This window comes from Fimbriimonadaceae bacterium (assembly GCA_019454125.1).
In the GTDB taxonomy this organism is placed as follows: domain Bacteria; phylum Armatimonadota; class Fimbriimonadia; order Fimbriimonadales; family Fimbriimonadaceae; genus JALHNM01.
The window spans coordinates 384,225-409,356 of the sequence record CP075365.1; the positions used below are offsets into that span (position 1 = coordinate 384,225).

Annotated in this window: 25 protein-coding genes; 9 read left to right on the top strand and 16 right to left on the bottom strand. The window is 64.8% G+C overall.

Going from position 1 to position 25,132, the window contains the following annotated elements; all coding sequences use genetic code 11:
* The gene (gene polA / locus KF733_01970) at nt 1–2,583 is read left to right on the top strand and encodes a DNA polymerase I (protein ID QYK56253.1); all 2,583 of its coding nucleotides are present in this window, start codon (nt 1–3) and stop codon (nt 2,581–2,583) included.
* Here the strand turns inward: polA and KF733_01975 are convergent.
* From KF733_01975 to KF733_01990, 4 genes are all read right to left on the bottom strand, one after another.
* The gene (locus KF733_01975; GenBank protein QYK56254.1) at nt 2,580–2,828 is read right to left on the bottom strand and encodes a DUF1232 domain-containing protein; all 249 of its coding nucleotides are present in this window, start codon (nt 2,826–2,828) and stop codon (nt 2,580–2,582) included. The genes polA and KF733_01975 overlap by 4 nt on opposite strands.
* A 59-nt stretch (nt 2,829–2,887) precedes the next feature.
* Entirely contained in the window at nt 2,888–4,087 is a 1,200-nt protein-coding gene (locus KF733_01980; protein QYK56255.1) for a tyrosine--tRNA ligase, read from the bottom strand.
* A 69-nt stretch (nt 4,088–4,156) separates the two neighbouring features.
* The gene (locus KF733_01985) at nt 4,157–5,539 is read right to left on the bottom strand and encodes a DUF1800 domain-containing protein (GenBank protein QYK56256.1); all 1,383 of its coding nucleotides are present in this window, start codon (nt 5,537–5,539) and stop codon (nt 4,157–4,159) included.
* A gap of 118 nt (nt 5,540–5,657) precedes the next feature.
* Nucleotides 5,658–5,852, bottom strand: a complete 195-nt coding sequence (locus KF733_01990; GenBank protein ID QYK56257.1) for a hypothetical protein — start codon at nt 5,850–5,852, stop codon at nt 5,658–5,660.
* 204 nt (nt 5,853–6,056) lie between these two features.
* Here KF733_01990 and KF733_01995 point away from each other — a divergent pair, with 204 nt between their 5' ends.
* Entirely contained in the window at nt 6,057–6,479 is a 423-nt protein-coding gene (locus KF733_01995) for a transcriptional repressor (GenBank protein QYK56258.1), read from the top strand.
* Nucleotides 6,480–6,548: 69 nt separating this feature from the next.
* Here KF733_01995 and KF733_02000 read toward each other — a convergent pair whose 3' ends face one another.
* The 7 genes from KF733_02000 to KF733_02030 all read right to left on the bottom strand — a co-directional run bounded on the left by KF733_02000 (nt 6,549) and on the right by KF733_02030 (nt 12,379).
* A complete protein-coding gene (locus KF733_02000; GenBank protein ID QYK56259.1) occupies nt 6,549–8,174 on the bottom strand; it encodes a PDZ domain-containing protein in 1,626 nt (541 codons plus the stop codon).
* 109 nt (nt 8,175–8,283) lie between these two features.
* Nucleotides 8,284–9,276, bottom strand: coding sequence for a hypothetical protein (locus KF733_02005; GenBank protein QYK56260.1), 993 nt, complete (start codon nt 9,274–9,276; stop codon nt 8,284–8,286).
* A 25-nt stretch (nt 9,277–9,301) separates the two neighbouring features.
* Entirely contained in the window at nt 9,302–9,751 is a 450-nt protein-coding gene (locus KF733_02010; GenBank protein QYK56261.1) for a zf-HC2 domain-containing protein, read from the bottom strand.
* Nucleotides 9,748–10,326 (bottom strand): sigma-70 family RNA polymerase sigma factor, encoded by a 579-nt coding sequence (locus KF733_02015; protein QYK56262.1) that lies wholly within the window; start codon nt 10,324–10,326, stop codon nt 9,748–9,750. The genes KF733_02010 and KF733_02015 overlap by 4 nt, the downstream gene beginning before the upstream one ends.
* 69 nt (nt 10,327–10,395) lie before the next feature.
* On the bottom strand, nt 10,396–11,268 hold the full coding sequence (locus KF733_02020) for a hypothetical protein (GenBank protein ID QYK56263.1): 873 nt from the start codon (nt 11,266–11,268) through the stop codon (nt 10,396–10,398).
* Nucleotides 11,249–11,578: a cyclic-di-AMP receptor gene (locus KF733_02025; GenBank protein ID QYK56264.1), complete on the bottom strand. Its 330-nt coding sequence runs from the start codon at nt 11,576–11,578 to the stop codon at nt 11,249–11,251. The genes KF733_02020 and KF733_02025 overlap by 20 nt, the downstream gene beginning before the upstream one ends.
* An 18-nt stretch (nt 11,579–11,596) precedes the next feature.
* Nucleotides 11,597–12,379 (bottom strand): FAD:protein FMN transferase, encoded by a 783-nt coding sequence (locus tag KF733_02030; GenBank protein QYK56265.1) that lies wholly within the window; start codon nt 12,377–12,379, stop codon nt 11,597–11,599.
* Nucleotides 12,380–12,400: 21 nt separating this feature from the next.
* On the opposite strand from KF733_02030, the gene KF733_02035 reads away from it, so the two are divergent.
* Complete coding sequence (locus KF733_02035) at nt 12,401–13,138, top strand: SUMF1/EgtB/PvdO family nonheme iron enzyme (protein QYK56266.1); 738 nt, start codon at nt 12,401–12,403, stop codon at nt 13,136–13,138.
* A 4-nt stretch (nt 13,139–13,142) separates the two neighbouring features.
* Here KF733_02035 and KF733_02040 read toward each other — a convergent pair whose 3' ends face one another.
* From KF733_02040 to KF733_02055, 4 genes are all read right to left on the bottom strand, one after another.
* Nucleotides 13,143–14,429 carry a Gfo/Idh/MocA family oxidoreductase gene (locus KF733_02040; GenBank protein QYK56267.1) on the bottom strand — a complete coding sequence of 429 codons (1,287 nt, stop codon included), beginning with the start codon at nt 14,427–14,429 and terminating at the stop codon, nt 13,143–13,145.
* A 155-nt stretch (nt 14,430–14,584) separates the two neighbouring features.
* Entirely contained in the window at nt 14,585–15,340 is a 756-nt protein-coding gene (locus KF733_02045; protein ID QYK57150.1) for a prepilin-type N-terminal cleavage/methylation domain-containing protein, read from the bottom strand.
* 63 nt (nt 15,341–15,403) lie between these two features.
* A complete protein-coding gene (locus KF733_02050; GenBank protein ID QYK56268.1) occupies nt 15,404–15,697 on the bottom strand; it encodes a hypothetical protein in 294 nt (97 codons plus the stop codon).
* A gap of 114 nt (nt 15,698–15,811) precedes the next feature.
* Nucleotides 15,812–18,208 carry a polyribonucleotide nucleotidyltransferase gene (locus tag KF733_02055; GenBank protein ID QYK56269.1) on the bottom strand — a complete coding sequence of 799 codons (2,397 nt, stop codon included), beginning with the start codon at nt 18,206–18,208 and terminating at the stop codon, nt 15,812–15,814.
* A gap of 311 nt (nt 18,209–18,519) precedes the next feature.
* Between KF733_02055 and KF733_02060 the strand changes: the two genes are divergently transcribed.
* Entirely contained in the window at nt 18,520–19,416 is an 897-nt protein-coding gene (locus KF733_02060; protein ID QYK56270.1) for a DMT family transporter, read from the top strand.
* Nucleotides 19,417–19,420: 4 nt separating this feature from the next.
* On the opposite strand, the gene rpsO is transcribed toward KF733_02060, so the two are convergent.
* Nucleotides 19,421–19,702 carry a 30S ribosomal protein S15 gene (rpsO, locus tag KF733_02065; protein QYK56271.1) on the bottom strand — a complete coding sequence of 94 codons (282 nt, stop codon included), beginning with the start codon at nt 19,700–19,702 and terminating at the stop codon, nt 19,421–19,423.
* 144 nt (nt 19,703–19,846) lie between these two features.
* On the opposite strand from rpsO, the gene KF733_02070 reads away from it, so the two are divergent.
* The 5 genes from KF733_02070 to KF733_02090 all read left to right on the top strand — a co-directional run bounded on the left by KF733_02070 (nt 19,847) and on the right by KF733_02090 (nt 25,126).
* The gene (locus KF733_02070) at nt 19,847–20,848 is read left to right on the top strand and encodes an NAD(P)-dependent glycerol-3-phosphate dehydrogenase (protein QYK56272.1); all 1,002 of its coding nucleotides are present in this window, start codon (nt 19,847–19,849) and stop codon (nt 20,846–20,848) included.
* Nucleotides 20,845–21,351, top strand: a complete 507-nt coding sequence (gene folK, locus KF733_02075; protein ID QYK56273.1) for a 2-amino-4-hydroxy-6-hydroxymethyldihydropteridine diphosphokinase — start codon at nt 20,845–20,847, stop codon at nt 21,349–21,351. Before KF733_02070 ends, folK begins: the two co-directional genes overlap by 4 nt.
* Nucleotides 21,323–22,639 carry a type II secretion system F family protein gene (locus KF733_02080; protein QYK56274.1) on the top strand — a complete coding sequence of 439 codons (1,317 nt, stop codon included), beginning with the start codon at nt 21,323–21,325 and terminating at the stop codon, nt 22,637–22,639. Before folK ends, KF733_02080 begins: the two co-directional genes overlap by 29 nt.
* A gap of 34 nt (nt 22,640–22,673) precedes the next feature.
* A complete protein-coding gene (locus KF733_02085; protein ID QYK56275.1) occupies nt 22,674–23,930 on the top strand; it encodes a type II secretion system F family protein in 1,257 nt (418 codons plus the stop codon).
* 86 nt (nt 23,931–24,016) lie between these two features.
* The gene (locus KF733_02090) at nt 24,017–25,126 is read left to right on the top strand and encodes a J domain-containing protein (protein QYK56276.1); all 1,110 of its coding nucleotides are present in this window, start codon (nt 24,017–24,019) and stop codon (nt 25,124–25,126) included.
* Nucleotides 25,127–25,132 lie beyond the last annotated feature (6 nt).

The following is a 25,132-nucleotide window of genomic DNA, read 5'->3' on the forward strand; positions in this document are numbered from 1 at the left end:
GTGGCTCGCAAGCGGCTCGTGATCATCGACGGGTACAGCCTGCTCTTCCGCTCCTTCTACGGCACCAGGTTTCTCAGCACGAGCAAGGGGGTTCCGACCAACGCCCTCTTCGGATTCGTCAACACGCTTGTCGCGATGTTGAACGACTATAAGCCAGATGCGATCGTCGTCGCCTTGGACGCGCCTGGAAAGACGTTTCGCCATACCGAGTTCTCAGAGTACAAAGGGACGCGCCGCGAGACGCCTTCCGAGCTGCAAAGCCAACTCGCCTTTTCGCGAGAGATGATCTCCGCGCTCAATATTCCGACTCTCGAACTTGTCGGGTACGAGGCGGACGACATCATCGGGACCCTTTCGCTCAAGGCACGTGAGAGCGAATACGACACTTTGATCGTGAGCGGCGACCGCGACAGCTTTCAACTTATCGACGAGAGCGTTACCGTCCTCATGCCCCAAACCGGAGGCGGCCATAAGCTTTATGACGTGGCAGCAGTCGTGGAGCGGTTTCAATTCCAGCCCCTGCAGATGATCGACTATAAGGCGCTCGCAGGGGACGCGAGCGACAACATACCGGGCGTACCGAAAATCGGGGACAAATCGGCCACGGTCCTGCTGGAACAATTCGGGACTGTCGAAGGGATCATCGAGCGTTTCGACGAAGTACCGCCAAAGTTTCAAAAGCTCATCGAACCTTATATCGAGCAGATGAAGCTCTCGAAGCGTCTGGCGACGATCGCACGGGACGCACCGGTCCAATACGATTGCGCACCCTATACAATAGACGAAGAGCATGTCGCCCAGATTCGCGACATGATGGAGTCCCTGGAATTCAAGGCTTTATCGCGGCGGCTCGAAAACGCCCTAGGGCCTTACCGCACAGCCTCGGCCGACCGCGCAGCTGCCGAAGTCGGGATCGAGAATCTAGAGCTTGAGATCAAGCCCCCGGTCACATCCTATGAAGAACTGCGTTCCTGGGTCAGTGACCAAGCCTTTTCCCTTGTTCCTCATACAGAATCTGTCCAGCCTTCGATGTTTGAGGAGAGCCGCCCGGAATACTTTGTCGGGTTGGGGGGAGTGGTCCGCAGCGTGCCACTGGAGTTCGTCGAGGCTCTGATGCATGCAACCGCAGCACAAGCTATCGGGCACGACTTAAAGCCGACCTATAAGCGTTTTGCCTTGGACGGCGCGGTGCCGCGCTTCGACTCCATGCTTGCCGGCTATGTGCTTCAGTCCGGACGGTCTGGATACGACATAAACGACCTGAGCCTCGCTTACCTCGAAGTTCCCGCAAGAACCCCAGAACTTCAGGCGAGCGCCCTCCACTACTTGGAGAAAGCCCTTGGCGACCGACTGGACAAAGAGGGTCAGACCAAGGTCTTCAAGGAGATCGAAATGCCGCTGGTTCCGATCCTCGCAAAGATGGAGACTACAGGGATTGCCGTCGACCGCACGTGTTTGGAATCCTTGTCGGGATCGCTCGACGTCAGCATCGGCCAGTGCCAAACTTTGGTCTACGAGCTTGCAGGGGGAGAGTTTAATATCTCGTCGCCAAAGCAGATCGGCGAAGTCCTCTTTGAGAAGCTCGCCCTTCCGGGCGGACGCAAGACGAAGACAGGTTGGGCCACTGGTGCGGAGATCCTTGCGGAAATGGAGCACCCGGTCGCGCGAGAAATCGTCAATTATCGGGAGCTGACAAAACTTAAAGGCACCTACGCCGACGCCCTCCCGAAACTCATTGCCTTCGACGGACGCATCCATACGACGTACAACCAGACTGTGGCCGCGACCGGTCGTCTTAGCTCGAACGATCCCAACCTCCAGAACATTCCTGTTAGAACCGAACTTGGGCGGCAGATTCGAAAGGCTTTCGTGGCTTCTCCCGGCTTCATGCTCGCCTCGTTCGACTACTCACAAATCGAGCTGCGCATTCTCGCCCATATGGCGCAAGACCCGAACCTCGTCGAGGCGTTCGAGAAGAGGGAGGACGTCCACACCGTGACGGCGTCGCTTATGTTCCATCAATCGCTGGAAGACACCACAAAGGAACAACGGAGACTAGCGAAACTCCTTAACTACGCCGTGCTCTATGGCGTCACAGACTTTGGACTTTCTAACCAGTTAGGCGAGGGCTTTTCACGCTCGGACGCGGCTGCGCTCATCAACCAGTACAACGAACGTTTCCCGGCGGTAAAGGCGTTCATGGGCGCGGTGGTGGACGAGGCGAGGGCCAAAGGCTTCACCACCACGCTGCTGGGCCGGAGGAGGTACTTTCCAGAGATCCATGCCGCCAACCGCGGCATTCGCCAATACGCCGAGCGCCAAGCGATGAACGCGCCGCTCCAGGGCACGGCGGCCGATATGATCAAGCTCGCGATGATCCGCGTGGCCCGGTTGCTGGAAGGCAAGCGGACGAGGCTCCTGCTCCAGGTCCACGACGAGCTGCTCTTCGAGGTCGCCCTGGGCGAGGAAGACCTCTTCGGCCCCATCCGCAAGGCGATGGAGGACGCGCTCCCGCTCAACATCCCCGTCGAGGTCGACGGGAAAATCGGGCCGAACTGGCTCGAAATGTCGCCGCTGCCTTAGTTGTGGTTTACGGGCGGGGCGACGGGACGCGCCTGCACCCGGATCGCTTGCGGGCTTGGTCGACGCCGCGCGACGTACCAGATGGCCATGCCGAACATGAGGAGCATCACCACTCCGTCGTCCAACCAGCCGATGAGCGGGATCAAGTCGGGCACGATGTCGATGGGCGAGACCCCATAGACCAACCCGACGAGGATCGGGAAGAGGGCTCTCCAGGCAGACGGGGCGCCATTGCTTCGCGTCATGGGCAGTTCGACGGTATTGGGGCGCCTTCCGTTCGCGGCCCAGCCCCTTCGTCCTGGGACTAGCGCGGCAGCGTCAACCGCACGAACCGGTGCTTCCCGACCCGCAGGACCTTGCCGTCCAGATCCTCCACCGAGAGCTTGGCGAACGGATCGGCGACCTTTTCGCCGTCAAGCCCCACCGCACCCTGCTTGATCAACTCGCGGGCCTTGCCATTGCTCGCGGCGAGACCGAGTCCCACCAAAAGGTTGGCGAGGGGCGCAAGCCCGTCGACAAGAAGCTCCACCGGGAGGGAGACTTCCTCCGCCTCCACCGGTTGTTGGCGCTGGCTAAAGGTGTCGCGAAAATAGCGGTCCGCCTCCTCCGCGGATTCAACCGAATGGTAGAGGGCTACGATCTCGCGGGCCAGCCGTTTTTTGGCATCGTACGGATTGGCCGCGACCGCCTGTCCCGCCTCGTCCATCGGAACATCGGTGCAAAGCTCGAACCAGTTCAAAATGAGCTCATCGGGGATCGACATCGTCTTCCCGTACATGTCGTTCGGGGTATCGACGATGCTGACGTAGTTGCCCAGCGACTGGGACATTTTCTCCTTCCCGTCGGTGCCGACGAGCAGCGGGCTGAGAATCACCACCTGCGCCTCCTGGCCGAACTGTTCCATCAAGTTCCGTCCAACCAAATTGTTGAACTTTTGGTCGTTGCCCCCCAATTCAATGTCCGATTCCAGGGCCACGGAGTCATACCCCTGGCAAAGAGGATAGAGAAGCTCGTGCATGGAGATCGGGCGGTGCTCGTTCCACCTCTTGGTGAAATCATCGCGCTCCATGATCCGTGCCACGGTGTAGCGGGAGCAGAGCCGGACGACGTCCTCGAACGACATCGCCCCGAGCCAGTCGCGGTTGAACCGGATTTCCGTCTTTTCAGGGTCCAAGATCTTATAAAACTGCTGGCTCACGGCGTCGACGTTCGCTTGGACCTCCTCGCGGGTGAGCTGCTTGCGGGTCTTGCCCTTGCCGCTCGGGTCGCCGATCATGGCGGTGAAGTCGCCGATCACGAGGCAGGCCGTATGACCGAGCCGCTGGAAGTCTCGAAGCTTGCGCAGCACGACGGCCCAGCCCAACGTCACATGGGCGGCAGTCGGGTCGACCCCGAGCTTTACCCGCAACGGGCGGCCGAGCTTCAGCTTGCGGACCAGGTCGTCCTCGCTGATGATCTCGGTCGTTCCCCGGCGCAAAAGCGCAACCTGCTCTTCGACCGTCATTCCGCGCCGATTGTACCGATGGCCCCTTCGTCAGGGCGCGCGAGTCGCTTCGCCCTCGCGGTCGAGGCCCTAGCCGAACTGGAACTCCGGCGAGCCGAAGATGAGCCTGGCCACGACTTGGGCCACGTCTCCCGCGTTGCCCGCCGTCACCGCCCCTCCAGACTTCTCGCGGCAGGCCGCGACAAGCTGGTCCATCTTTGCCTGCGGCAAAGACGCGTCGAAGAGCGACACGAGACGTTTCGCGACCCCTTCTGGGGTCGGATCCCCGCGAAAGAGCGGCCAGGCCGGATACCGCACCGACGCTTGCCCCTTGATCTGTGCGACGCCAAAGAGCCGGTCCGCCCACTTCATCCGCTCGACCATGGTGGCCGAGGTGATCCAGGCGTCGCCCGTCTTCCAGCCCGAGACGTCCGGAGGGTACATCAGCTCCATCCCCATCGAGGTCGTGCTCTGGATCAGGAGCAAGGCGGGGCCGGCGGCACGGGTCCCTTGCACCTTCTGGTCGCTGGCAAGCCGGTCGGTCACGGCTTGGCCCAATCCCAATTGCCGCAAGGTGGACACGCAAAACTGGACCGGGTTCTTGATCTCGGCGCGGAGCGCCTTCTCGCTGAGGAACTCGGGGGAGAGGGCAATAGCGCGGACGAGCGAGCTCACGACGAGCCCGTCCCGCACCCAATTCGCGGCCAACCGCTCGATAAGTTTCGGGTCAGGGTCCGGATAGGCGAACCACGACCAGAACTTCGCCGTGAGCCGCAGGGCGGTTTGGGGGTGCCTGGCCAGGAGCCCGAGCACGGCGTCGCCGTCGAAGTCGCCGCTCTGGCCGAGGATCGTCTTTGAGCCGGCGTCGTGCTGGCCGCGTTCGAACGAGAAGCTCACGTTCGGCCCCGGCTTTTCGACCTCCCTGAACCTCGCGCCGCGGCGAATGCCGTAAGTCCAGCCCGTAAAGGCCCGCGCCGCCTCTTGGACGTCCGCCTCCGAATAGTGGCCGATCCCCAGGGTGAAGAGCTCCATCACCTCGCGGGCGAAGTTCTCGTTGGGGCTGCCTTTCTTGTTCTCCCGGTTGTCGAGCCAGTAGAGCATCGCAGGGTCCTTGCTCACTGCGGTGAGGAGGTCCAAGAAGGGGCCGGCACAGTGCTTCCGCAGGGTCTCGACATGGTTGACCATGGCAGGGCCGGAGTCGACCTTTTGGGCGCTTGTGGCGAAGTGGTCGTGCCAGAAAAGGGTGAGGGCATATTCCAGCGGCCGCTGGCTGGAGAGGACCCGCGCGTACCACCAAACTTGGGCCAGCTTCACGGGAAGCTGGCCCTTGGAGTTGGCGAACCGGTCGAGGGGCACCGCGGGCTCGGAAAGAGCCTCGTAGCCGAGCAACCGGTCGACGGCGGCTTCGTAGCCACCCTGGACATAAGAGTCCAGCTCTGCCTCGCTCGCGCCGAGCCCAAAACGGCGGAGCAAGTGGCCGACTTTATCTCGGTCAGTCGCGAATCCCACGACCGACTAGACGGAGAACGCCCGGGACAGTTCAGCTGTCTCGGGCGACCCAGTAGGGAGCCGGGAGCCCGGCTCGGACGACTTAGATCTCAGGAACGTCGGTCGACTTGAAGGTCGCTTCGTTCACGAACTTGAACAACGGGGTGCCCTCGTGCTCTGCCTTGAGCGCGTATCTAACCTGCTCGCCGTTCTTGGTCTTGCGAACCATTTTCGTCTTGCGGACAGCTGACTCCGGGACGTCAACATGCGAGCGGGTCTTGAGGTTGTAAAACTTCATTTGCAGTTCCTTACGCCTGACCTGGTCGGGTTCCGACCTGTGCGGTGCTAACTTACCCGAACCAGAGCAGTTGAGAGTTTGTATCGTAGGTTCAAGCTTCTGCAAGGCCGTCCGGCACTTTTCCTCAATATGTGATGTAATATCCGCGCCATGCCCGTTCGAAGGCCCGCAGTTACGGTCGCTAGACCCATTGGATTCGAGGCCATGGCCATAGACCGCCTCAAATACCATGGCTTTCGCATCACCATGCCGAGGATCCAGGTCATCAGAACGTTGGCGCGGGTCGAGCGGCCGCTCTCGGCCTATGGGATCCATGAAGAGATCGTCACGAACGGGGGCCGGATCGACGTCGTTAGCGTGTACCGAATCTTGGCGACGCTCGTCGAAGTCGGCCTGGTGCACCATATCGGCATCGTCGACGGCTACATCGCCTGCCGCTTCGAGGAAGAGCACCCGTCCCAGTCGCAGCACGTCGTCTGCCGCGTGTGCGGCAAGGTCGTCGAGCTCCCCCTTCCGAGCCTGATCTCCGAGGAGACGGACAAGCAGCTGGCCGATATCGGCTTCACGAACGGCATTACGAGGGTCGAAATCCTCGCGGACTGCCCCGACTGCCAGAAGAACGCCTGACGGCCAGGTCGCCACAAAGAACGGCCCGGGAGATTGCTCTCCCGGGCCGTGTTCCTGAGTTCGGCCCCCTTACTCGAAGGGGACGGTCTTTGTGAACTCGATGGCGCCGCTGTCGCCCATCCGCTTGAACTTCAGCGTGATCGACTTGCCGAACTGCGCCGAACCCATCGCCTCGGTCACGTCCGTCACGGACAAGATCGTCTTGTCGCCGACCTGGGTGAGGATATCGCCTGGTTGCAAGTCCAACTTGGCCGCGAACGAGTTGGGCTCGACCGTGACCACGACGACGCCGGTCGTGCCGTTGGGCAGCTTGAACTGACGGCGGGCGGTCTCATCGACGTTCTGGACCTGCACACCGAGGCGCGGCTTGGCGCCCGGTTGGCGGACTTGCGGCTCCGGCTGGTTCTGTTGCCCCTGGTCCGGGACTCCGAACTCACGCAGCATGTCGTTCGGGTTGCCGAAAATCCTCGGCATGCCGTTGCCCGGTTGCGGCGGGTTGTTCGGCTGCTGGTCGTTCTGGGCCAGCGCTTGCGGCGAGACGAGCTTGATGTTGACCGTCTTAGGGGCGCCGTCGCGGATGTAGGTCACGCTGACCTGGTCGCCCGGGGCCTGGCGGTACATCGCCACGCGAAGGTCGGTCTCGTTCGTGATCGGGTTGCCGTTGATGCCGGTGATCACGTCGCCGGGCCGGATCCCCGCCTTGTAGGCCGGGCTGTCCTGGTTGATCGAACGGCCGTTCTGCAGCTTCTGCTCGTAGATCATCGCACCGCCTTCCAGGCGAAGCTTCTCCTTCTCGAACGGCTTTAGGTCGCGCGGGAGCACGCCCATCGTGCCTCGGTCGAACTTGCCGGTCGAGATCAGCTCGTCGGCCACGACCTTCACGAAGTTGGCCGGGAGGGCGAAGCCGATTCCGGCGCTGGTGCCCGTCGTGCTGACGATCGAAGAATTCACGCCGATGACCCGGCCGGAAACGTCGATGAGCGGGCCGCCGCTGTTGCCCGGGTTGATCGAGGCGTCGGTCTGGATCATGCCGCTATAGATTCGCGGCTGGCGAGTCCGAGGGTCGAATATCTGTCCGTCGCGGCTGAGGCCGCTAATGTGGCCGATCGTGACCGTGTCCTCGATGCCGAACGGGGAGCCGATCGCCAAGGCGAACTGGCCCGGGCGGACGCGGTTGCTGTCCGCCAGGTCGAGCGTGGGAAGGTTCGCGACGTCCACCTTGACCACGGCAAGGTCGACCTGGGCGTCCGCAGCTCGGGTCACTTTGCCCGCCACCGCACGCCCGTCGCCCAGGATCACGGCGACCCGGTCGTTGCCACCGACCACGTGCTCGTTCGTCACGATCCAGCCGTCAGAGCGGTAAACGAAGCCGGAGCCTTCGCCTCCGTCCATGTTCTGCTGCATGTTCCGCTGGAAATCGCCCTTGTCCGCCTCGAGCACGCTGAGGTCCGAAGTGATGTGGACGACGGCTTTCGAGGCCGATTCGGCCAGGGTCGTCAGGGTGTCCTCGATGGAACGGACCGCGTCCATGTTGGGCGGGGTCGGGATCCCGGCCTGCTGGAACTGGATCGGCCGGTTGTGCGCGATCGGCGCAGGCTTCGGCGCCGTTTGCGCCCAGACGAGGCCGCTCACGATAACGGTCCCCAGGGCGAGCACTGGGTAGGGGGAAGTGATCAGTTTTTGAAGTTGGCTCATTGTCGTTTACGCGTCCCGCTCTTCTTAAAATGTTCGGCCGTTGGAGGTCTCGATCTGGACCCGGCCACCATGAAAGGAACGAACCGCCACGTCCGGCGAGTTCCAGGGCCTACTTCTGAACCTCTAAATAACTTTGAAGAAGACCCTGGAAGACGGGATCCGGCAATTCGTCTCCAAATACAGCTTCGATGCTATAAGAGATGCCGTGCCGGTCTTGATCCTGCCAACGCCGGGAGCCTGGCGGCCGGCCCTTGTACCGGTCTTGGCGCCACTGGTAGACCGTGGCGGAAGCCATCCCGTCCGTGATCCGAAAGGCGACGTGGGCCGCCTCACCCTCACCGACGACGTGCACCAGGCTCTCCCGGAACCCATAGGGAAGCGTTTTCGGCCGCCGCGGGGTGAAGCCGACCACTTTGCGGGCCGCCTCCAGGCTTTGGATGCGCCGGGGGGCGTCAAAGACGACCTTGCGGGCGTCATCTGCCTCTGGAGGCAGGTTGAAGTCGCGAAGCGCCTCGGCCCGGTCGAACCGGGCGACCCGTGTCGTGTAAAAGTCGACCGGCGGTTGGTCCGGAGGCTCGACGACCAGCCGGAGCACGAAGTCGCGCTCGGAGTCCACAAGCAGCTTGCGGACCGGCATCGCCCCGTTCTTCGGGACCATCACGAGCTCCCGCACCTTGCGGCCAGCGACCGAACTGTCCTCGCCGAAGGAAGTCTGGTAGTTCCGCTTAATCAGATTCATTCGCCAGGCCACGTCCGGCGAGTACTTGGTGGGGCTGGTCTGCACGACCAGCATCTTCTGGTCCGGCAAAAAGCTCTTGAACTCCTGGGAGTCGTCCAGCGAAACGATGCCTTGCAGGGAAAAGGGCTGTAGGATCGAGACCTTCACCCCTTTGTTCGCGACGATCTGCACCTTGACGAACATCGGCGGGCTGCCGCGGCGAATCAGCCGGTGCTGGAGCAAGACCGCGTCCACCTTCTTCTGGCTCTCCAGGGCCCTCTTGAGGAGCCGCAGTGGATCTTCGTTCTCAACGGCCGCCGCGAAGGGGGGGCGCTTGACGGGGCCGGGCGTCGTCGCCACCGGCACCGATGAGAGGGCCAGCACGGACGCGCACAGCGAAGCCGCGAGGCTAGTTACCGCCAAGGTTCGCCGGAATGACCGGAACCGGACTTCCAAAAGGGTCGGTCGAAGCGACATAGGTCTGGTCAACGGCCCCCTCTACCGCGACGGTACGGCTCGCGGGACTTTCCGCCTCGGACCCGGAGGCCCGATAGAGCCAGACGGCGCCGATCGCGCCCGCCGCCGCGGCCGCCGCAAGGGCGCCGCCGAAAGCCCAGTTGGACGTCTTGCGCCGACGGGTCTCCGAAGCGATCGCAGAACGCAGGCGGACAGGGAGCTCCTTCGAAGGGTCGACCGGCGACAGGGCGGCAAGCTGGCGACAGACCGCGGCCGTCTGCTCGACTTCGGCCGCACAGACAGGGCAATCGGCTAAGTGCGCACGCACCGCGAGCGACTCAGATCCGGCAAGTTCGTGGTCAAGGTAGGCCGACGCAAGCTTGCGGACGCGGCTGCAAGTCATCGAAGCGTCACCCCGCCCCGCGCCTCAAGGTAGCTGCGCAATTGCTTCCGGCCACGGTGAATGCGGGATCGGACGGTTCCGACCGACGTGTCCATGATCTCGGCGATCTCCTCGTACGAAAGACCTTCGACGTCGGCCAAAACGACCGCCGTGCGGAACTCAGGCGTCATCGCCTTCAGCCCCAATTCAAGCGGCTCCTGGACCGTGCACTCCATGAGGGGGGCGTCCGTCCGCGAGGTCTCGTCGGGTAGTTCCCACGACTTCGCCCCGTCCTCCGAAGACTGGTCGAGGCTCACCGTCTTCAGCCTCGCCTTCCTTCGCACCATGTCGATGTGGACGTTCGTCATGATGCGGTACAGCCAGCTCATGAAGGGAAGCGACTCGTCATACCTGGCGAAAAATCGGAAGGCGCGAAGATAAGTCTCTTGGAGCAGGTCTTCCGCGTCGGTCGCGTCGCCGGTCAGCCGGACGGCTGTGTTATAGGCCTGGCGGTAGCTATCCTCCATAAGGCGCTGAAACAGCGCCCCGTCCGTTTCCTTCGTCCGGACAAACCCTTTAATCCACGCCGCTACCATACGCCTCTTGGCTAGTTTACGCGAACCGCCTCCGCGAGAGTTCCTGGCCCGGTCTTCGGGCTCGGAATTCTAACCTCTTCGATAAAGAAGCTCGCAAAAGAGCCAGTCGGAGACGTTGCCCGCCCCGACGTACCCCAAAACAAGACGGTGGGCCTCGACGATCGCTTTTGCGGCCTCGGGACGTTCGGGCCAAGCCCGCAGGGCGTAGTCCGCCGCGATCGCGAGCGCGGCCGCCACCCCCGCCCGCTTCCCGGCCTTTGCCGCCGGAAGCCTTTCCGCTGCCGCCATGAAGCGCTCGGAGAGGGCCAAGGCGCCCCCGACCGGGGCCGTCTCGACCGCGGAGAGCACGGTGGCGATCGCCTCTCGCGCCTCGCTCTGCTCCGGCGCCTCGTCGGTGCCGCCGTCGTCCGGGCAGGGGACGCACAGGCAGCGGGAGCGAATGGTCGGGAGGACGCGCCCCACCTCCGTCGTGGTCAGGATGAGCCGACCCGAGGACGCCGCCTCTTCCAAAGTCTTGAGCAACGCGTTCGCCGCACGGCTGTTGAGCCGGTCCGCCGTCTCGAACCAGACCACCTTGCCGCGCGCCATCAGGGGCGGCGTTCGGAAGAACTGCAGCAACGGCGTGCCCATAAAGTCTTTGTCAGGGTCGTCGTCCGTCGTCACCGCCCCGAGCTTGATCTCGTTCGCCGCCCCGAACGGGGCGATCCGCTGGTAGTCCACCGCGCGCCCCGCGGCAAAGGCGCGGCAGGTCGGGCAGTCCTTGCAGGCGCGGCCCTCGACCGGCTTCGGGCAGAGCCAGTCGTTGGCGAGCTCCTGGGCGAGGGTGGCCAACTGCTCGGCGCGGGGGCCATAGAGCAACACCGCGTGGACGCCGGGCGCCCGTAGGGGAAGGCCCGCCAACAGCCGTTTGGCCGGACTGCTCTCAGAAACGCTCGAACTCATCGACAGGGAGGACGAAGACGACGGCGCCGCCCACAGGCACGCGGACCGGGCTCGGGATGAAGCCGCCGGGGGTCGCGCTCTCAAACGGGGCTACGTTGACGATCTGCTCGCGCGCATGGCAATTCTCGCGGACGATCTCCTTCACGCCTTCGACCTCACCGTCATCAACGCCAAGAAGGACGGTCGTGTTGCCTTCGCGCAGGAAACCCCCGGTGGAGCCGATCACCGTGAATTTGAACCCGGCTTGAACGAGGGCGTCGGTCAACCGGTTCCGGTCGCGACTGTGCACGATGACCACGACCAGCTTCATCTAACCTTCATTATGACCCTAGCCCGTGAAAGATTCCTCATAGACCACGTGGACGCCTTCCGCTTCCATCTCGCCCGTGAACGACCCGGACGGTGAAAGCGAGGCGACGGTGGCCCAGGGCTCCGCCCCCAGACCGGTCCCGCCACAGACCGTCACCCGTCTGGCGGCCGCTTCCCGTTCCGGCGCGCGTGGGTCGAGCAGGTGCCTCCTGCCGGAAGGAGGGAGGAACGGGCCCGAAGTGCACACGGCAGCACGGGCCAAGACCAAGACCCGTCCGTCGGGAAGCTCGATGGACCACCCTTCCGCCCCGGGCGGAGGGGAGCCGCACGCGATGTCGCCGCCACAATCCACCAGGGCGCTCTCGACGCCTTGCCGGGCCAGGGCGAGGAGGGCTTGGTCGGCCGCGTCCCCTTTCGCGATCCCGCCGAAATCCAGCCGCACGCCGGGGCACTGGACCTTGAGCGTGCCCAATTCGGCGTCAAAGCCAAGAAGGTCGAACCCGACCGGGCCGTCTCCTCCCGCGGTCACCGAGCCGACCGTCACATCGAAGAGGCCGCCGCTCAGCCGCCAGACCTGCTGCGACCGCGCCAGGAGGCGGTGGAGGTCGCGGCTCACACGTTGACGCGAGCCGCTCGCGAGCACCCTCCGCGCCTCGCTCTGTGGGCGGTGATCGCTGGCGACGTCCTCCAGCTCCGCAATGCGGGAGAAGGCGGCGCTGCACGCCTCCCGCACGGTCTCCTCCGAACCGCCATAGGCAACGATGCGAGTGCCGCAGCCCATGTGGACCTCGGTAAACTCCAAGCGCGTCAAATTCCTGCCGCCATGCACATTCTGTCTCTCGCCCTGCACATGTCCTTACCCGAGCCCTTCGTCCAAGAGATCCCTGGCTCGCTAGTCAAGTTTACGATGCGCCCGGTCCCGGGCGGTGAAATCCAGATCGACGGGAAAACGCACAAGGTCGGCGACCTCTGGGTCGCAGAGACCGAGACCACCTGGGACGCCTACGACATTTTCGCCTTCCGGCTCGACCTCACCCAGGAGCAGCAGGCGGCGGGAGTCGACGCGAAGACCCGCCCGAGCAAGCCCTATGGCGCGGTCGACCGCGGCTATGGCCACAAAGGCTATCCCGCCATGTCCATGACCCACCACGCCGCGAAGCTCTACTGCGAGTGGCTCACGAAGAAGACGGGCAAGCCTTACCGCCTCCCCTCCGAAGCCGAGTGGCGCATCGCCGCCGGCCACCTGCCCGACGCCACCCTCGACCACTTCGCCTGGTTCTGGGACAATGCCGACGACAAGACCCATCCCGTGGGCAAGCTCGCGCCGAACGCCTTCGGCCTGCACGACATGCTCGGCAACGTCTCGGAATGGTGCGAAGGGGTGGATGGCCAACCCGTCGCGATGGGCGGCTCCTGGGCCGAAAAGGCCGAGCACGTCACGGAAAGCGCGCGCGCCAAGCAGACGCCTGCCTGGAACATGCGCGACCCCCAAAACCCCAAAAGCCTCTGGTGGCTCTCGGACGCACCGTTCGTCGGCTTCCGGGTCGTCCTCGACCGCTGACCGGCTACTTGACGGCGGTGACCGGGTCTTCGACCAAGACCGCCATCCTTCCCTGGCCCGGGTTCGGCACGGAAGGGACCTCCATCGGTCCGAACTCCAGCTTCTCGGGGAACAGGGAGAGGTCCGAGGCCATCACCTCGTCCCACGTGACTTCCTCGCCGCTATAGGCGGCGAGCCGGCCCATGATCGCGGTCAGGCTCGCTTCGGCCACGTGCTTGAGGTCGTTGATCTTCTTGCCGCCGCGCAACGCCTCGATCAAGTGCCGGTGCTCCTCGACGTACGGGTTCTTCGGCTCGCCGCTATAGCGGAAGGCGTTCGCACCCTTGATCCAAGAGTTCGCGTTCGAAGTGCCCTTCGTGCCGACGAGGAACTCGGACACCCGAGAGGCGGTACCGTCCTGCTGGCGGCACATGCTTTGCATGCGCGTTCCGTTCTCATATTCGTACTCGACCGAAAAGTGGTCGTAGACGTAACCATAGGCAGGGTCGGTGCGGACCTGTCGGCCTCCCATGCCGATCGCTTTCACCGGCGGCTGGTTCATCGCCCAGTTCACCACGTCCACGTTGTGGATGTGCTGCTCGACGATGTGGTCGCCGCTGAGCCAGGTGAAATAGAGCCAGTTGCGAAGCTGCCATTCGACGTCCGACCAGCTCTCTTGGCGCGGGTGCATCCAAAGCCCGCCCTGCATCCAGTAAGCGTCTGCCGCGACGATCTCGCCGATCGCCCCGTCGTGGATGCGGCGGATGATCTCGCGATAGGCAGGGTCGTACCGGCGCTGGGTCCCCGCGACCACGATGAGGCCCTTCTCGTCGACCTTGTCCGCCAGCTCGTAGACCATGCGGGCGCCGACCGGATCCACCGCGACCGGCTTCTCTGTGAAGATGTGCTTGCCCGCGTCCACCGCCGCCTGCAAGTGGGCCGGGCGGAAGCCGGGGGGCGCGGCGAGGATGACGACGTCCACGTCGGTCGCCAGGAGGTGCTTGTAGGCGTCCCAACCCGTGAACATCTGGTCCGGGCGGACCTGGAACTTCGCGCCAAGGCTCTTCTTGAGGTTCTCTGCGCAGCTCTTGAGGTGGTCGGGGAAGAGGTCCGCGAGGGCCGTGACGACCACGCCTTCGCTACTGGCGACGGCGTCGCCTGCGGCACCGGTGCCCCGGCCTCCGCAGCCGATCACACCGACCTTGATCGTGTCAGACCCCTGGACGAAAGCGAAACCGTTGTTAGCCATCATCGTTACCGTCGTCGCGGCCGAGACCGCGAGAAAATCCCGTCGGCTGAGGCGAGCGCTCATCTTGAACGGCATGTTACACCCCCAAAACGCGAGATCGCCTTGGGGCAACTACCAGGTGTTGAAAAGAAGAGCGGAAGGGGAAACGCGCGGTTCCGGGCCGCTTTAGCAAGACCACGGAACCAGTGCTTTGCCCCTTCCCTCCGGTCTGGCGAGGGTCAGTCCTCGTTCGACTCTTTACTGTCTATGTTGTGCTTGCCAAAGTTCTTCGGATCGTCAGGCGGCAGGTTGGGGTCCAAGGTCTGCGCGAACTTCAGGTGCTTGGCGTGGCCGTCGGCAAAGCTGTAGTTGTTCCCGCGCTGGTGGCGGCCAACGTTCGCTGGGTCTTTCTCTTGGACTTCGGACTCCAGGTCGCGCAAGCGGTAGCCGGAGCCGTCAAGAAGGCCGCGCTCCCACTGGCCGTCCGGAGCGGTCGCCCAGGGATGGTAGTCGAAGAACGCGAAGTCCTTGTGGCGCTCCGCGATGATTATCTGCTCAGCGGGCCGCGAGACGAACGAGGAAAGGTTCGCGCCATGGGAAAAGAAGCCGTTGATCACGTAGTCTGTCCGGAACGTGTCCCAATAGGTTCGGTCGAGCGGATAGGGAAAGACGACCGGCGCTTGGCTCACGACCGGGTCTTTCAGGACCTCCTTGCTCTTCAAATACGGCTGGAGCGGCATGTACCACGTGTAAAGGTTGGAGAGCGGCTCGCCCACTTCGAGGTCGTGGCGCGTGCGGCACGTGTTGTCGTCGTTGTCACCCGCGTAAAGCATGATCGCCGTGACAAGTTGCTTGTGGTTGCTCAGGTCCGCCGAGTTCTTGGCAGCCGCCTTTGCTTGGGCGAAGACGGGGAACAGGATTGCGGCTAGGATCGCGATGATCGCGATGACGACGAGAAGTTCGATGAGCGTAAACGCCCTGGATGGTGCTTTCATGGGTCCGGAATCCGAGGTCACGGCCGCAGGCGCGGCAAGACGAGGGAGGCTATGGGTTCGGATTCAGACTTGGGGAGGCGAGCGGGCGGGACGCCAGGGGACGGACTCCTCGCTCAAAGCGAGCGGCAGGTCCGGCACCGCCGGCGCGGGAGCAGCCACTGGCAAGGGGACTTCGGCAGGGAACCCGGGTTCGTCACTGACGACGTTCCCGACCAAAACGTAAGGGCAGTCGGTCGCGCAGGTGTGCCGATCCCCGCCCGGCTCGTCTTTGACGAAGCCGTGCAGGAACGGCCCAAACCCATAGAGCAGGACCGCAAACAGGGCCAGCATCGCTGCCAGCTTCGACTGTCTGCCCATGGCTAGTTGCAATTATGTCACAAGCATTCGGCGCTGAGACTTAAAGAACCAGCCCGCCTGGCATTTGCCAAGGGCGGGCTGATTTAGGCGTGTCGCCGTAGGGCTTTGGCGGCCCTAGCGTCGCGGGCGGAAGCGCGCGTTCACGTCTTCCTCACGCTTGCGGCTCGGAAACTCGTCCGGCACTTCCGGGAGCTCGTCGACCTGGTCGCGCTTCGGCGGAACTGGCTCGTCCGTTTCGATCGCGGCCTTTGCGGGTCGCTCACGCCGCTCGTAGCCGCCTCCATTTTCGCGAGGCCCTCGGTCGCGGTCGCCATAGCCTCCACGACCACCCCGCTCGCGACCGCCTCGGCCGCCTCGGTCGCGGTCCCTTCCGCCGCCACCGCCGAAGTTGCCTTCCGCGGCCGGCGGGTTAGGATCGTTGAGACGGGCGTTGTCAGGGTTGAGTCCGATCGCGGTCAGGTTGACACGGCCCTGGCTGTCGACCTCGATGACCTTGACGTTGAGCACGTCGCCGACTGTGACCACATCGTCCGGCCGGCGGATGCGGGCCTTCGTCAGTTGGTCGGTCGGCACCATGCCGTCCTTGCCACCGGGCATTTCGACAAGGGCGCCGCGGCCGATGACACGGGTCACCGCTCCGGTGAACTCCATGCCGATCTCGACGCTGGCGGTCGACCCCTTGATCATGGACACGGCCCGCTCGGCCGCCTCGCCATCGGTGGCGGCGACCAAGACCCGTCCGTCCTGCTGGACGTCGATATCGACGCCTGTGGCTTCCGTGATCTTTCGGATGTTCGCGCCGCCGGGGCCGATGAGGGCGCCGATCTTGCTCGGGTCGATCTGGACGGTGGTGACGCGCGGGGCGGTCAGGCTCAGCTGCTTGCGCGGCTCAGGGATCTCAGCTTCGATCACGTCGAGGATCTGCATCCGCGCGTCCTTCGCCTGCGAGAGGGCGTCGACAAGCACCTGGTCCGGAATCCCGTCCAGCTTCGTGTCGAGCTGCAAGGCCGTGATGCCCTCGCGGGTCCCCGTCACCTTGAAGTCCATGTCGCCGCTGAAGTCCTCGATGCCTTGGATGTCCGTCAGCACCTTGAACGCCTTGCCGTCGCTCATGAGGCCCATCGCGATGCCCGCGACCGGCGCCGAGATCGGCACGCCCGCGTCCATCAGGGCCAGCGTCGCGCCGCAGACCGAGGCCATCGACGTGGAACCGTTCGACTCCATCACGTCGCTGACGATGTGGAGCGTGTAGGGGAAGTCCGGGTCGTCGAGGGGGACCACCGGCCTCAAGGCGCGCTCCGCCAAGGCACCGTGGCCGACTTCGCGCCGCCCCGCGCCGCGCAGCATCCGCACTTCGCCCACCGAGTACGGCGGGAAATTGTAGAAGTGCATAAAGCGCTTGTCGTCCGCCTCCTCGTCGAGGGTGTCCATCATCTGGGCGTCCTTCGGCATGCCGAGCGTCAGGACGCTCATGACCTGCGTCTGGCCCCGGGTGAAGAGGCCGCTGCCGTGAACGCGGGGCAGGAGCCCTGCGACCGCTTCCAGCGGGCGGATATCGCGGAGTCCACGGCCGTCCGGACGCTTCTCGTCCTCGATGATCGACTTGCGGATCATAGACTTGATCGCCTTGTCGACCGCGAGGGCGATGCCGTCCTTCTCGGGGTACTTCTCCTTGTACTTCGCGATGAGCTCTTTGGCGAGGTCGTCCATCGCGGACTCGCGCTTGGCTTTGTCCGGGTCGAACATGTTCGCCATGATGAACTTGGCCTCCTTCTTCTTGATCTCGTCCGCCAACTCGTCGTCGGACTTGATCATGATGGGGTCGCGTTTGGGCTTGCCGGCCATCTCACCGAACTTCTTGAACTCCGTGCAGATCTTTTGGATCGCCTGGTGGCCCACCCGCAGGGCCTCGACCATCAGGTCTTCGCTGACCTCCAGCGCACCGGCTTCCACCATGCTGATGGCGCCCATGTGGCCGGCGACGATCAGGTCGAGCTCGCTGGACTCGAGTTCTTCGTTGGAGGGGAACAGCACGAACTCGCCGTCGATGTAGCCGACGCGGGCCGCGCCGATCGGGCCGTTAAAAGGAATGTCGCTGACCGCCAAGGCCGCGCCCGCCGCGTTGATCGCGAGGACGTCCGGCGGGACCTGTTTGTCGACGCTGAAGGCCATGGTGATGACCTGGACGTCGTTCTTCATCCCTTTCGGGAAGAGCGGTCGAAGGGGACGGTCGATCAGTCGGCTCGTCAGGACGGCCTTGTCGCTCGGGCGACCGCCGCGCTTCATGAAGCCGCCGGGGATCTTGCCGATCGCGTACTTTCGTTCTTCGAAGTCGCAGACCAGCGGAAGGAAGTCAATGCCCTCGCGGGCCTCTTTGCTCATGGTGGCGGCGCCAAGCACCACGGTCTGTCCCATGCCAAGTAGCACAGAACCCCCCGCTTGTTTGGCGATCCGCCCGGTTTCGATGCTGATGGTCTTGCCACCGACTTCGAAGCTATGGGTGTGGATCATTCTCGTTATCTCGCGCAGGGCGTGACTCCGAGGCTCTTAATAGAGGTCTTATAGGGCCTATAAAACTTATAGGAGAACGACTCGGCCACGCCAAAGGGCCAAGCGAGTCCGAATGCCGCTCTCCGCAAACTCCCGCGGGAGGCTCCGAAGAACGGCACGCATCCAGGACTTGGCCAGGTGCAAAGAATACCTGACGAAAAGCGCGGGCCCACGGCGTGGCGGCGCCTCCTGGGAAAACCCCGGCAAAGGGTCTAAGGCGCAAGGTCCGATTCCGGCGGGAAACCCGCGACCCGAACGGGCAAAATTCGCCCGTGCGCCCCGCCGAGACGGCAAGCCTCCTTTCTATGGCCGCTCTCTGGGGCGGGTCGTTCGTCTTCCAGCGCGCCCTTGTCCCGGTCTTCGGGCCGATCCCGCTGACGTTCCTGCGGCTCGCCTTCGCGGGGTCGTTCCTCCTCATCTTCGCCGCCGTCCGGGGGAAGCGCTTCCCCCTCAAGTCCCGGTTGGGTTTCCTCTTCGGAATCGGCCTGCTGAGCTCCGCCGTGCCCTACTCGCTGTTCGCCTTCGGCGCGACCAAGCTCTCGGCCGCCCTTCTCGGCGTCCTGAACGCCACCGCCCCCATGTTCGGCGCCCTCTTCGCGGCGCTCTGGCTTCGGGAAAGGCTCACCGCCCTCCAAGCTACCGGGCTGGTGGTCGGCGCGGGAGGGGTGGCCATCGTCAGCGAAGCCTGGACGGCAAACCTGAGGGACGGCTCGACCTTGGCTATCCTCGCCTGCCTCCTCGCCTCGGCCTGTTACGGCCTCTCGGGGATTGTGATGAAGCTGAACGCCAAGGGTCTCGGCTCGCTCGAGCTGGCCACGGGCGGGCAGGTCTTCGGCGCTCTTGCCCTGGCGCTGCCCGCTGCCATCCTCTGGCCCAGAGCCGCGCCCGTCCCGCCTGCGGACTTTGGCCTGGCGGCAGCCTTCGGCGCCTTCTGCAGCGCCCTGCCGTTCCTGGTCTACACCTGGCTGCTCGCCCGGGTCGGCCCCACGAGGGCACTCACGGTCACCTTCCTCATCCCCCTCTTCGGGGCGCTCTGGGGCTGGCTGCTGTTACACGAACCTCTCCACCCAGTCCAGTTCCTGGGAGGAGGCGTGATCCTGCTAGGCACCTACCTCGTGACCCGACCGAGCAACTCGGCGGCGGCCCAGGAAACGCTCGAAAAGACCTAGCGCGTCAGCGCGGCCGGACTTCGCGGATGCCGAGCTTGCCGATGAGTTCGCGGTACTTGACGACGTCGCGTGCGCGCAGATAGGCCTCGAGGCGGCGGCGCTTACCGACCAGCTTGAGCAACCCGGCCCGGCTGTGGTAGTCCTTCCGGTTCGACTTGAGGTGCTCCGTAATCTGTTGGATGCGGGCCTGCATGATGGCGATCTGGACCTCGGTGGAACCGGTGTCGCCTTCCTTCAACCCGTAATTCTTGATGACGTCTACTTTAACGGCCTTATCGAGCGGCATGCTTTCCTACTTGCTCCTAACCCGATTCCGGCGGTCGGGCGGAGAATCGGGGCGAGAGCGGAATATACCAGAGTTGCCGGCCATGACCGGGGCTCCCAGCCCTTCGAACCCCAAAACCTCGCGACCGTCGCATAATCAGAGGCGGTGCAGGCCACAGTCATTGGCGCGGGAAGTTGGGGCACGGCCCTGGCCCTGGTGCTCGCCCGAAACGGGCACGAAGTGCGGATCGTCGGGCGGGAGTCCGACGCCCTCGAGACGCTCAACGCCCGCCGGGAGAACTTGCGCTACCTGCCCGGGTTCGTGCTGCCGGAAGGGCTCCGCGTCGAGAGTCTCGACGAGGCCGAACCGGAACCCGGCCTCACCGTGATCGCGGTGCCTTCCGCCGCCGTAGGCGACGTCGTCCCCGTCGCGCGAGAAGCGGACGCCGTCGTCGTGGCGAGCAAGGGCCTCGGCGCGGGCGGGCTCCGCCCTTCCGAGACCGTGCGCCGATCCGGTCTGGCCAATCCCCTCGTCAGCCTCAGCGGTCCGAACCTCGCGGTCGAGCTGGCCCGGGGCATCCCGACCGTCGCGGTGGCGGCCGGCGCGCCGGGCGAGTGCGAGACCGCCGCCGAGAGCGTCCGGGACGCCTTTATGTGCCGTTCTTTTCGGGTCTACGTGACAGACGACGCCCTTGGCGTGGAACTGGCCGGCGCCCTCAAGAACGTCTACGCGATCGCGGCCGGCATGTCCGACGGCCTCGGCTTCGGCGACAACACGAAGGGCGCGCTCCTGGCCCGCGGCCTCACCGAAATGGCGCGGATCGGACTGGCGATGGGGGCGAAGCTAGAGACGTTCATCGGCATCGCCGGGGTCGGCGACCTCTTCGCCACCGCGAACTCGCGCCTGAGCCGCAACTACCGGGTCGGCCTTGGATTGGGGCAAGGGCGGGGCCTTGACAGCCTCCTCGAAGAAATCGGCCAAGTCGCCGAGGGCGTCACCACGACCGCCCACGGCCTGGAACTCACGAAACGGCTCGAAGTCGAGGCGCCGATCATGGAGGTCGTCCAGGGCGTTATGGAAGGGCGGTATGACGTCCGCTCCGCCGTCAACAGCCTTATGGAACGCGCGCCGAAACGTGAGGGGCTGGGGCTGCCCGCCAAACCATGACCCCCGTCGTCATCGCGCTCGGCGCGAACCTGGGCGACCGCCGCACGCAGATGGTGGCCGCCCTCGGCCGCATCTCCCAGTTCGTGCGGGTCGAGAGGGTCTCGAGCCTTTACGAGTCCGCACCGATGTACCTCGAAGCGCAGCCAAGCTTTTACAACGCCGTCCTTACCGGCCACACCAAGATCGGCCCCTACGCACTGCTGAAAAAACTGAAGGCGGTGGAGCATGGGCTGGGAAGGCGCACCCGAGAAGCGAACGGCCCCCGCGAGCTGGACCTCGACATCATCCTCTATGGCGCGCTGCTTCTGCGTTCGGCGCGGCTTTGGCTCCCGCACCCCCGGGCGGCCGAGCGGCGTTTCGTGCTCCTGCCCTTGGTGGAGATCGCGCCGGACGCTTGGATTCCCGGTTGGGGCTCCGCGCTCGAACTCTTGCGCCGCGACGAGGTGTCTCAACAAGACGTCCAGAAGGTTGCCGATGCCGACGTTCCGTTTCGAAGGCTCTGATGTCGTCGGGTCTCCCCGCGAGGGGCAGATCACGGCGAGCGACGCGAACGCCGCGGTCGCCCAGCTATCGCGCCAGGGCGTGCGGGTCTCGCGCATCGCCATCGCCACCCAATCGGCCCCAGCCCCGGCCCCAGCGACAAAGCCCCGGCTCACCGCCGCTCCCGCCGTCCGGCCCGCGGCAGTCCAGCCGACGGCGGACCGGCCCCAACCGACGGCGGTCCGCACCCCGAAGGTTTCGAACCGGCACCTCTCGTTCCTCTTCGCCCAGCTGGCCTCGCTCTGGAACGCGGGCGTCGCCCCGTCCCTCGCCGTCTCCCGGCTGGCAGACCAGGAAAGGCGTCCCCACCTGCGGGGTGCGCTCACCGAGATCGCCCGCGAGACCGCCGAGAAGGGAAGCCTGAGCAGCGGAATGGCCCGCTATCCGGACATCTTCGCCCCGGGCACGGTCGGCGCCATCGCCGCCGCGGAAGCGGGCGGCTACCTGCCCGAGACCTGCCGCGAGCTCGAGGAACGCTATCGGGACGCCTCCGTCGTCGGGCTCCACTCGCGCCTTCTGCGGGCAGAGGTCTTGATCGCGGGCTTAATCGGCATCCCCCTCGCGGTGACCTGGACAAAGGCCAGCGTCGTGATGACGGACGAGATCGTAAACGGGGGCGCGGACAGCGCCGACGTCCGCCTCGATATCCTCTTCCGTGAGGCTTGGAGGGCGTTTTTCGGCTGGCCGGTCTGGATGATGGTCGGTGGCTTCGCCCTGTACCTGCTCGTGCGCTGGGCCATGAAGCAGCGCGGACAGCTCTCGCTCCGCCACCGGATCGGTCTGGCGCTCCCCGTTTTCGGCCATTTCGCCAAGCAGCAGAACCTGGCCGCGTTCAACCGGCACCTGGAGCGGCTCTCGGCCGCAGGGCTGCACCCTGCCCTGGCGTGGCGGCTTGCGGCCGGCGCCGTGCCGAACACGGCCTTCCGCGACCGTCTGCTTAGCGGGCTGCAAGGAGCGGGCGAACAGACCCCCTACGCCCAGATCCTCCAGAGGGCGCGGGTGCTCGGCGCGGAGGAGAGCCACGTCGTGGCGAACGCCGAGTTCACGGGGACCCTCCCCGACGCCTTCCGCCACCTCGTCCGCTCGGCCGAGGAAAAGCAGGCGGTTTGGGCCAAAGCCCGGCTCGTCACGTTCATGACCTCGGCGGCGGTCCTGACGGGCCTCTTGGTCTTGGTCGCGCTCACCACTTTCTACGGCGGCTACTACCAGGGCGTGATCAACGCGGCCCTCAAAGGAACCGAGGGAGAATAGACGCGCCTTTCAGCCGATAACAGACGAGGGAACGATGCCGATCTTCGAGTACAGCGCGACCAACCCGGAAGGCCGCACGGTCAACGGCACCGTCCATGGCGCATCCATGGACGCGGCGGCACGGTCGCTGGTCACCCAGGGCCTACAGGTGACCTCGCTCGCCGTCGCGGTCATGCCAGAAGAGCCGCGCCCCGCCTCCCCCGCCGCGCCGCAGACCGAGGGCGTCGCCCCACAGGAAGCGCCCCCCACCACCCCGAGGAGCCGGTTCGTCACCGACGTCGCGGGGCCGCTTGTCGGCCAAGTGCCGCTCACCTCGCTCCACTTCTTCTTCCGCCAGCTCTCCTCCATGATGCACGCGGGCATCAACCCGTCGGACGCCTTGGACACCCTGAGCCACAGCACCACCAGCCCGAAGCTCCGCACCGTGCTCCGCGAGACCCGAGACCACGTCGTCGCCGGCCGGCCGATGAGCGTCGGCTTCCAGCGCTACCCCGAAGTCTTCTCGCCGCTCATCCTGAGCCTCGTGCGGGTGGGGGAACAAGGCGGCATGCTGGACGAGCAGTTCAAGCTCATCGCCGACTACTTGGAGCGGGACATCGCCCTGCGCAACATGATCCGCCGCGAGACCTTTTGGCCAAAGGTGACCGTTTTCTTCTCCATCCTCATCATCCTGGCGGCCAACGCGGTGATCGCAAGCGTTGCCCCGGGGAGGCAGGGGCTTCCCACGCCGACCTTCATCTGGATCGGGGCAACGGTCTTCTTCGCCGCCTGGTTCATCTTTGTCCGGTGGGGCTTGCGAATCCCTGCCGTGAAACACACGGTGGACTCGATCTTGGTCGTCCTGCCCTGGTTCGGGAGCATGGTGAACGGCTTTGCCATGGCCAAGTTCGGACGCGCCTTCGGGGCGCTCTACAAAGGGGGCGTGGCCATCCCCGTCGCCGTGAAGCTTGCCGCCGACGCCTGCGGGAACGAGGCCGTGCGGTCAAAGATCTATCCCGCCGCCCAGCGCCTGGAGTCGGGGGCCGGGATCACCGAGACCTTCGCCGCCACCGGCGGGTTCAGCCGCATCGTGCTGGATATGACCCGCACGGGCGAGACCACGGGCCAGCTCGACCAGATGCTCACAAAAGTGGCCGAGTACTACGAGGAAGAGGGCCAGATCCGCGCCCAACAAGCCACCAAGGTCTTTGGCGTCATAACGCTCCTGATCGTCGCGATCTACGTGCTCTACATCCTGTTCACCTTCTATTCGGGCTACTTCGGCGGGATGATGGGGCAAGCGAACGGGTAAGGGCTTAACGACCAAATTAATCTGAAGCTCGCCAGAGATTTGCGCACGCCCAAACCTCTGCCGCCCCCGTCAGGGTATTAGAAGCTGTGCGGACGCACTACGACACTTTGGGCCTCAAGTGGGGCGCGTCCGTGGAGGACGTCAAGGCCGCCTATCGTCGGCTGGCCCGAGAGGAACACCCCGACGTTTCCAGCCGGCCGGACGCGCAGGACCGGTTCCGGGCCATTCAAGAGGCTTACGAAGTGCTGACCGACGATCGTCGGAAGACCGCCTACGACGCCATCCTCAACAAGAACAGCGAGGCAGAGAAGGAGCGGCGACGCCGCCAGAAGGAGCGCGAGGAAGAGGAGCGGCTCATGCGTCTGGCCGAAGAGCGCATGCGCGACCAAGCCCCTCGGACCCATATCGACCAAGAGGCCGTCCGCCACGTCACCGCCCTCGTCAACCAAGGGCGCTTCATCGAGGCGGAACAAGAAGCCCTCAAGATGCTCCAACAAGAGAGCAGGCAGCCCGTGCCCTATGCCGTGCTCGGGGACGTCGCCCGCTACCGTGGCAACCTCAAGAAGGCGCTGGAGAACTACGGCTACGCGGCCCAGTACGAACCCGCCAACCCCATCTATCAACGCAAGTACGAAGAGGTCATGGTCGCGTTGAACGACCCCGCCGCAAACTATCGCCCCACCCTCACGGACTTGCCGGAAGTCAACGCGGCGCCGCTCGTGGTCTCCATCGGCCTCGTTCTCGGGGCCGCGATCTATACGTTCTTCGCCCAGGACCAGGCCTTGCGCCTGCCCTTGGTCACGGAGTGGACGGCCAGCGTCATCGCCATGCTGCCGGTGGCGGGCGTCGTCCTGGGCGCGGGGCTCGCCGCCTCCGGCGCCATCGCCAAGTACCGGGCCGTGAGCGGCAGCGCCACGATGACCCTGCCTCCTGCCGTCGCCCTGGCCCTCCTTTCGCTGGTCTCGTATTGGCTCGCGGCGGCCGTCTACTTTGTCGTCGGGACGCGGCAGCAGACCTTTAACCGCTCGCTCTCGCTCCTGCTCGGCGCGGTCGGCGCGGTGACCGTGCTGTTCGGCCTCTTCGGCATGTTCCGGTCCGGGACTCTCGGCATGCAGAACCTCGTCTTCGGGGGGAACCTCGTCTATATCGGGTCGCTTGTGGGATGGCTTATCGGAGACGCCCTGCGCCGCATCTGAACGGCG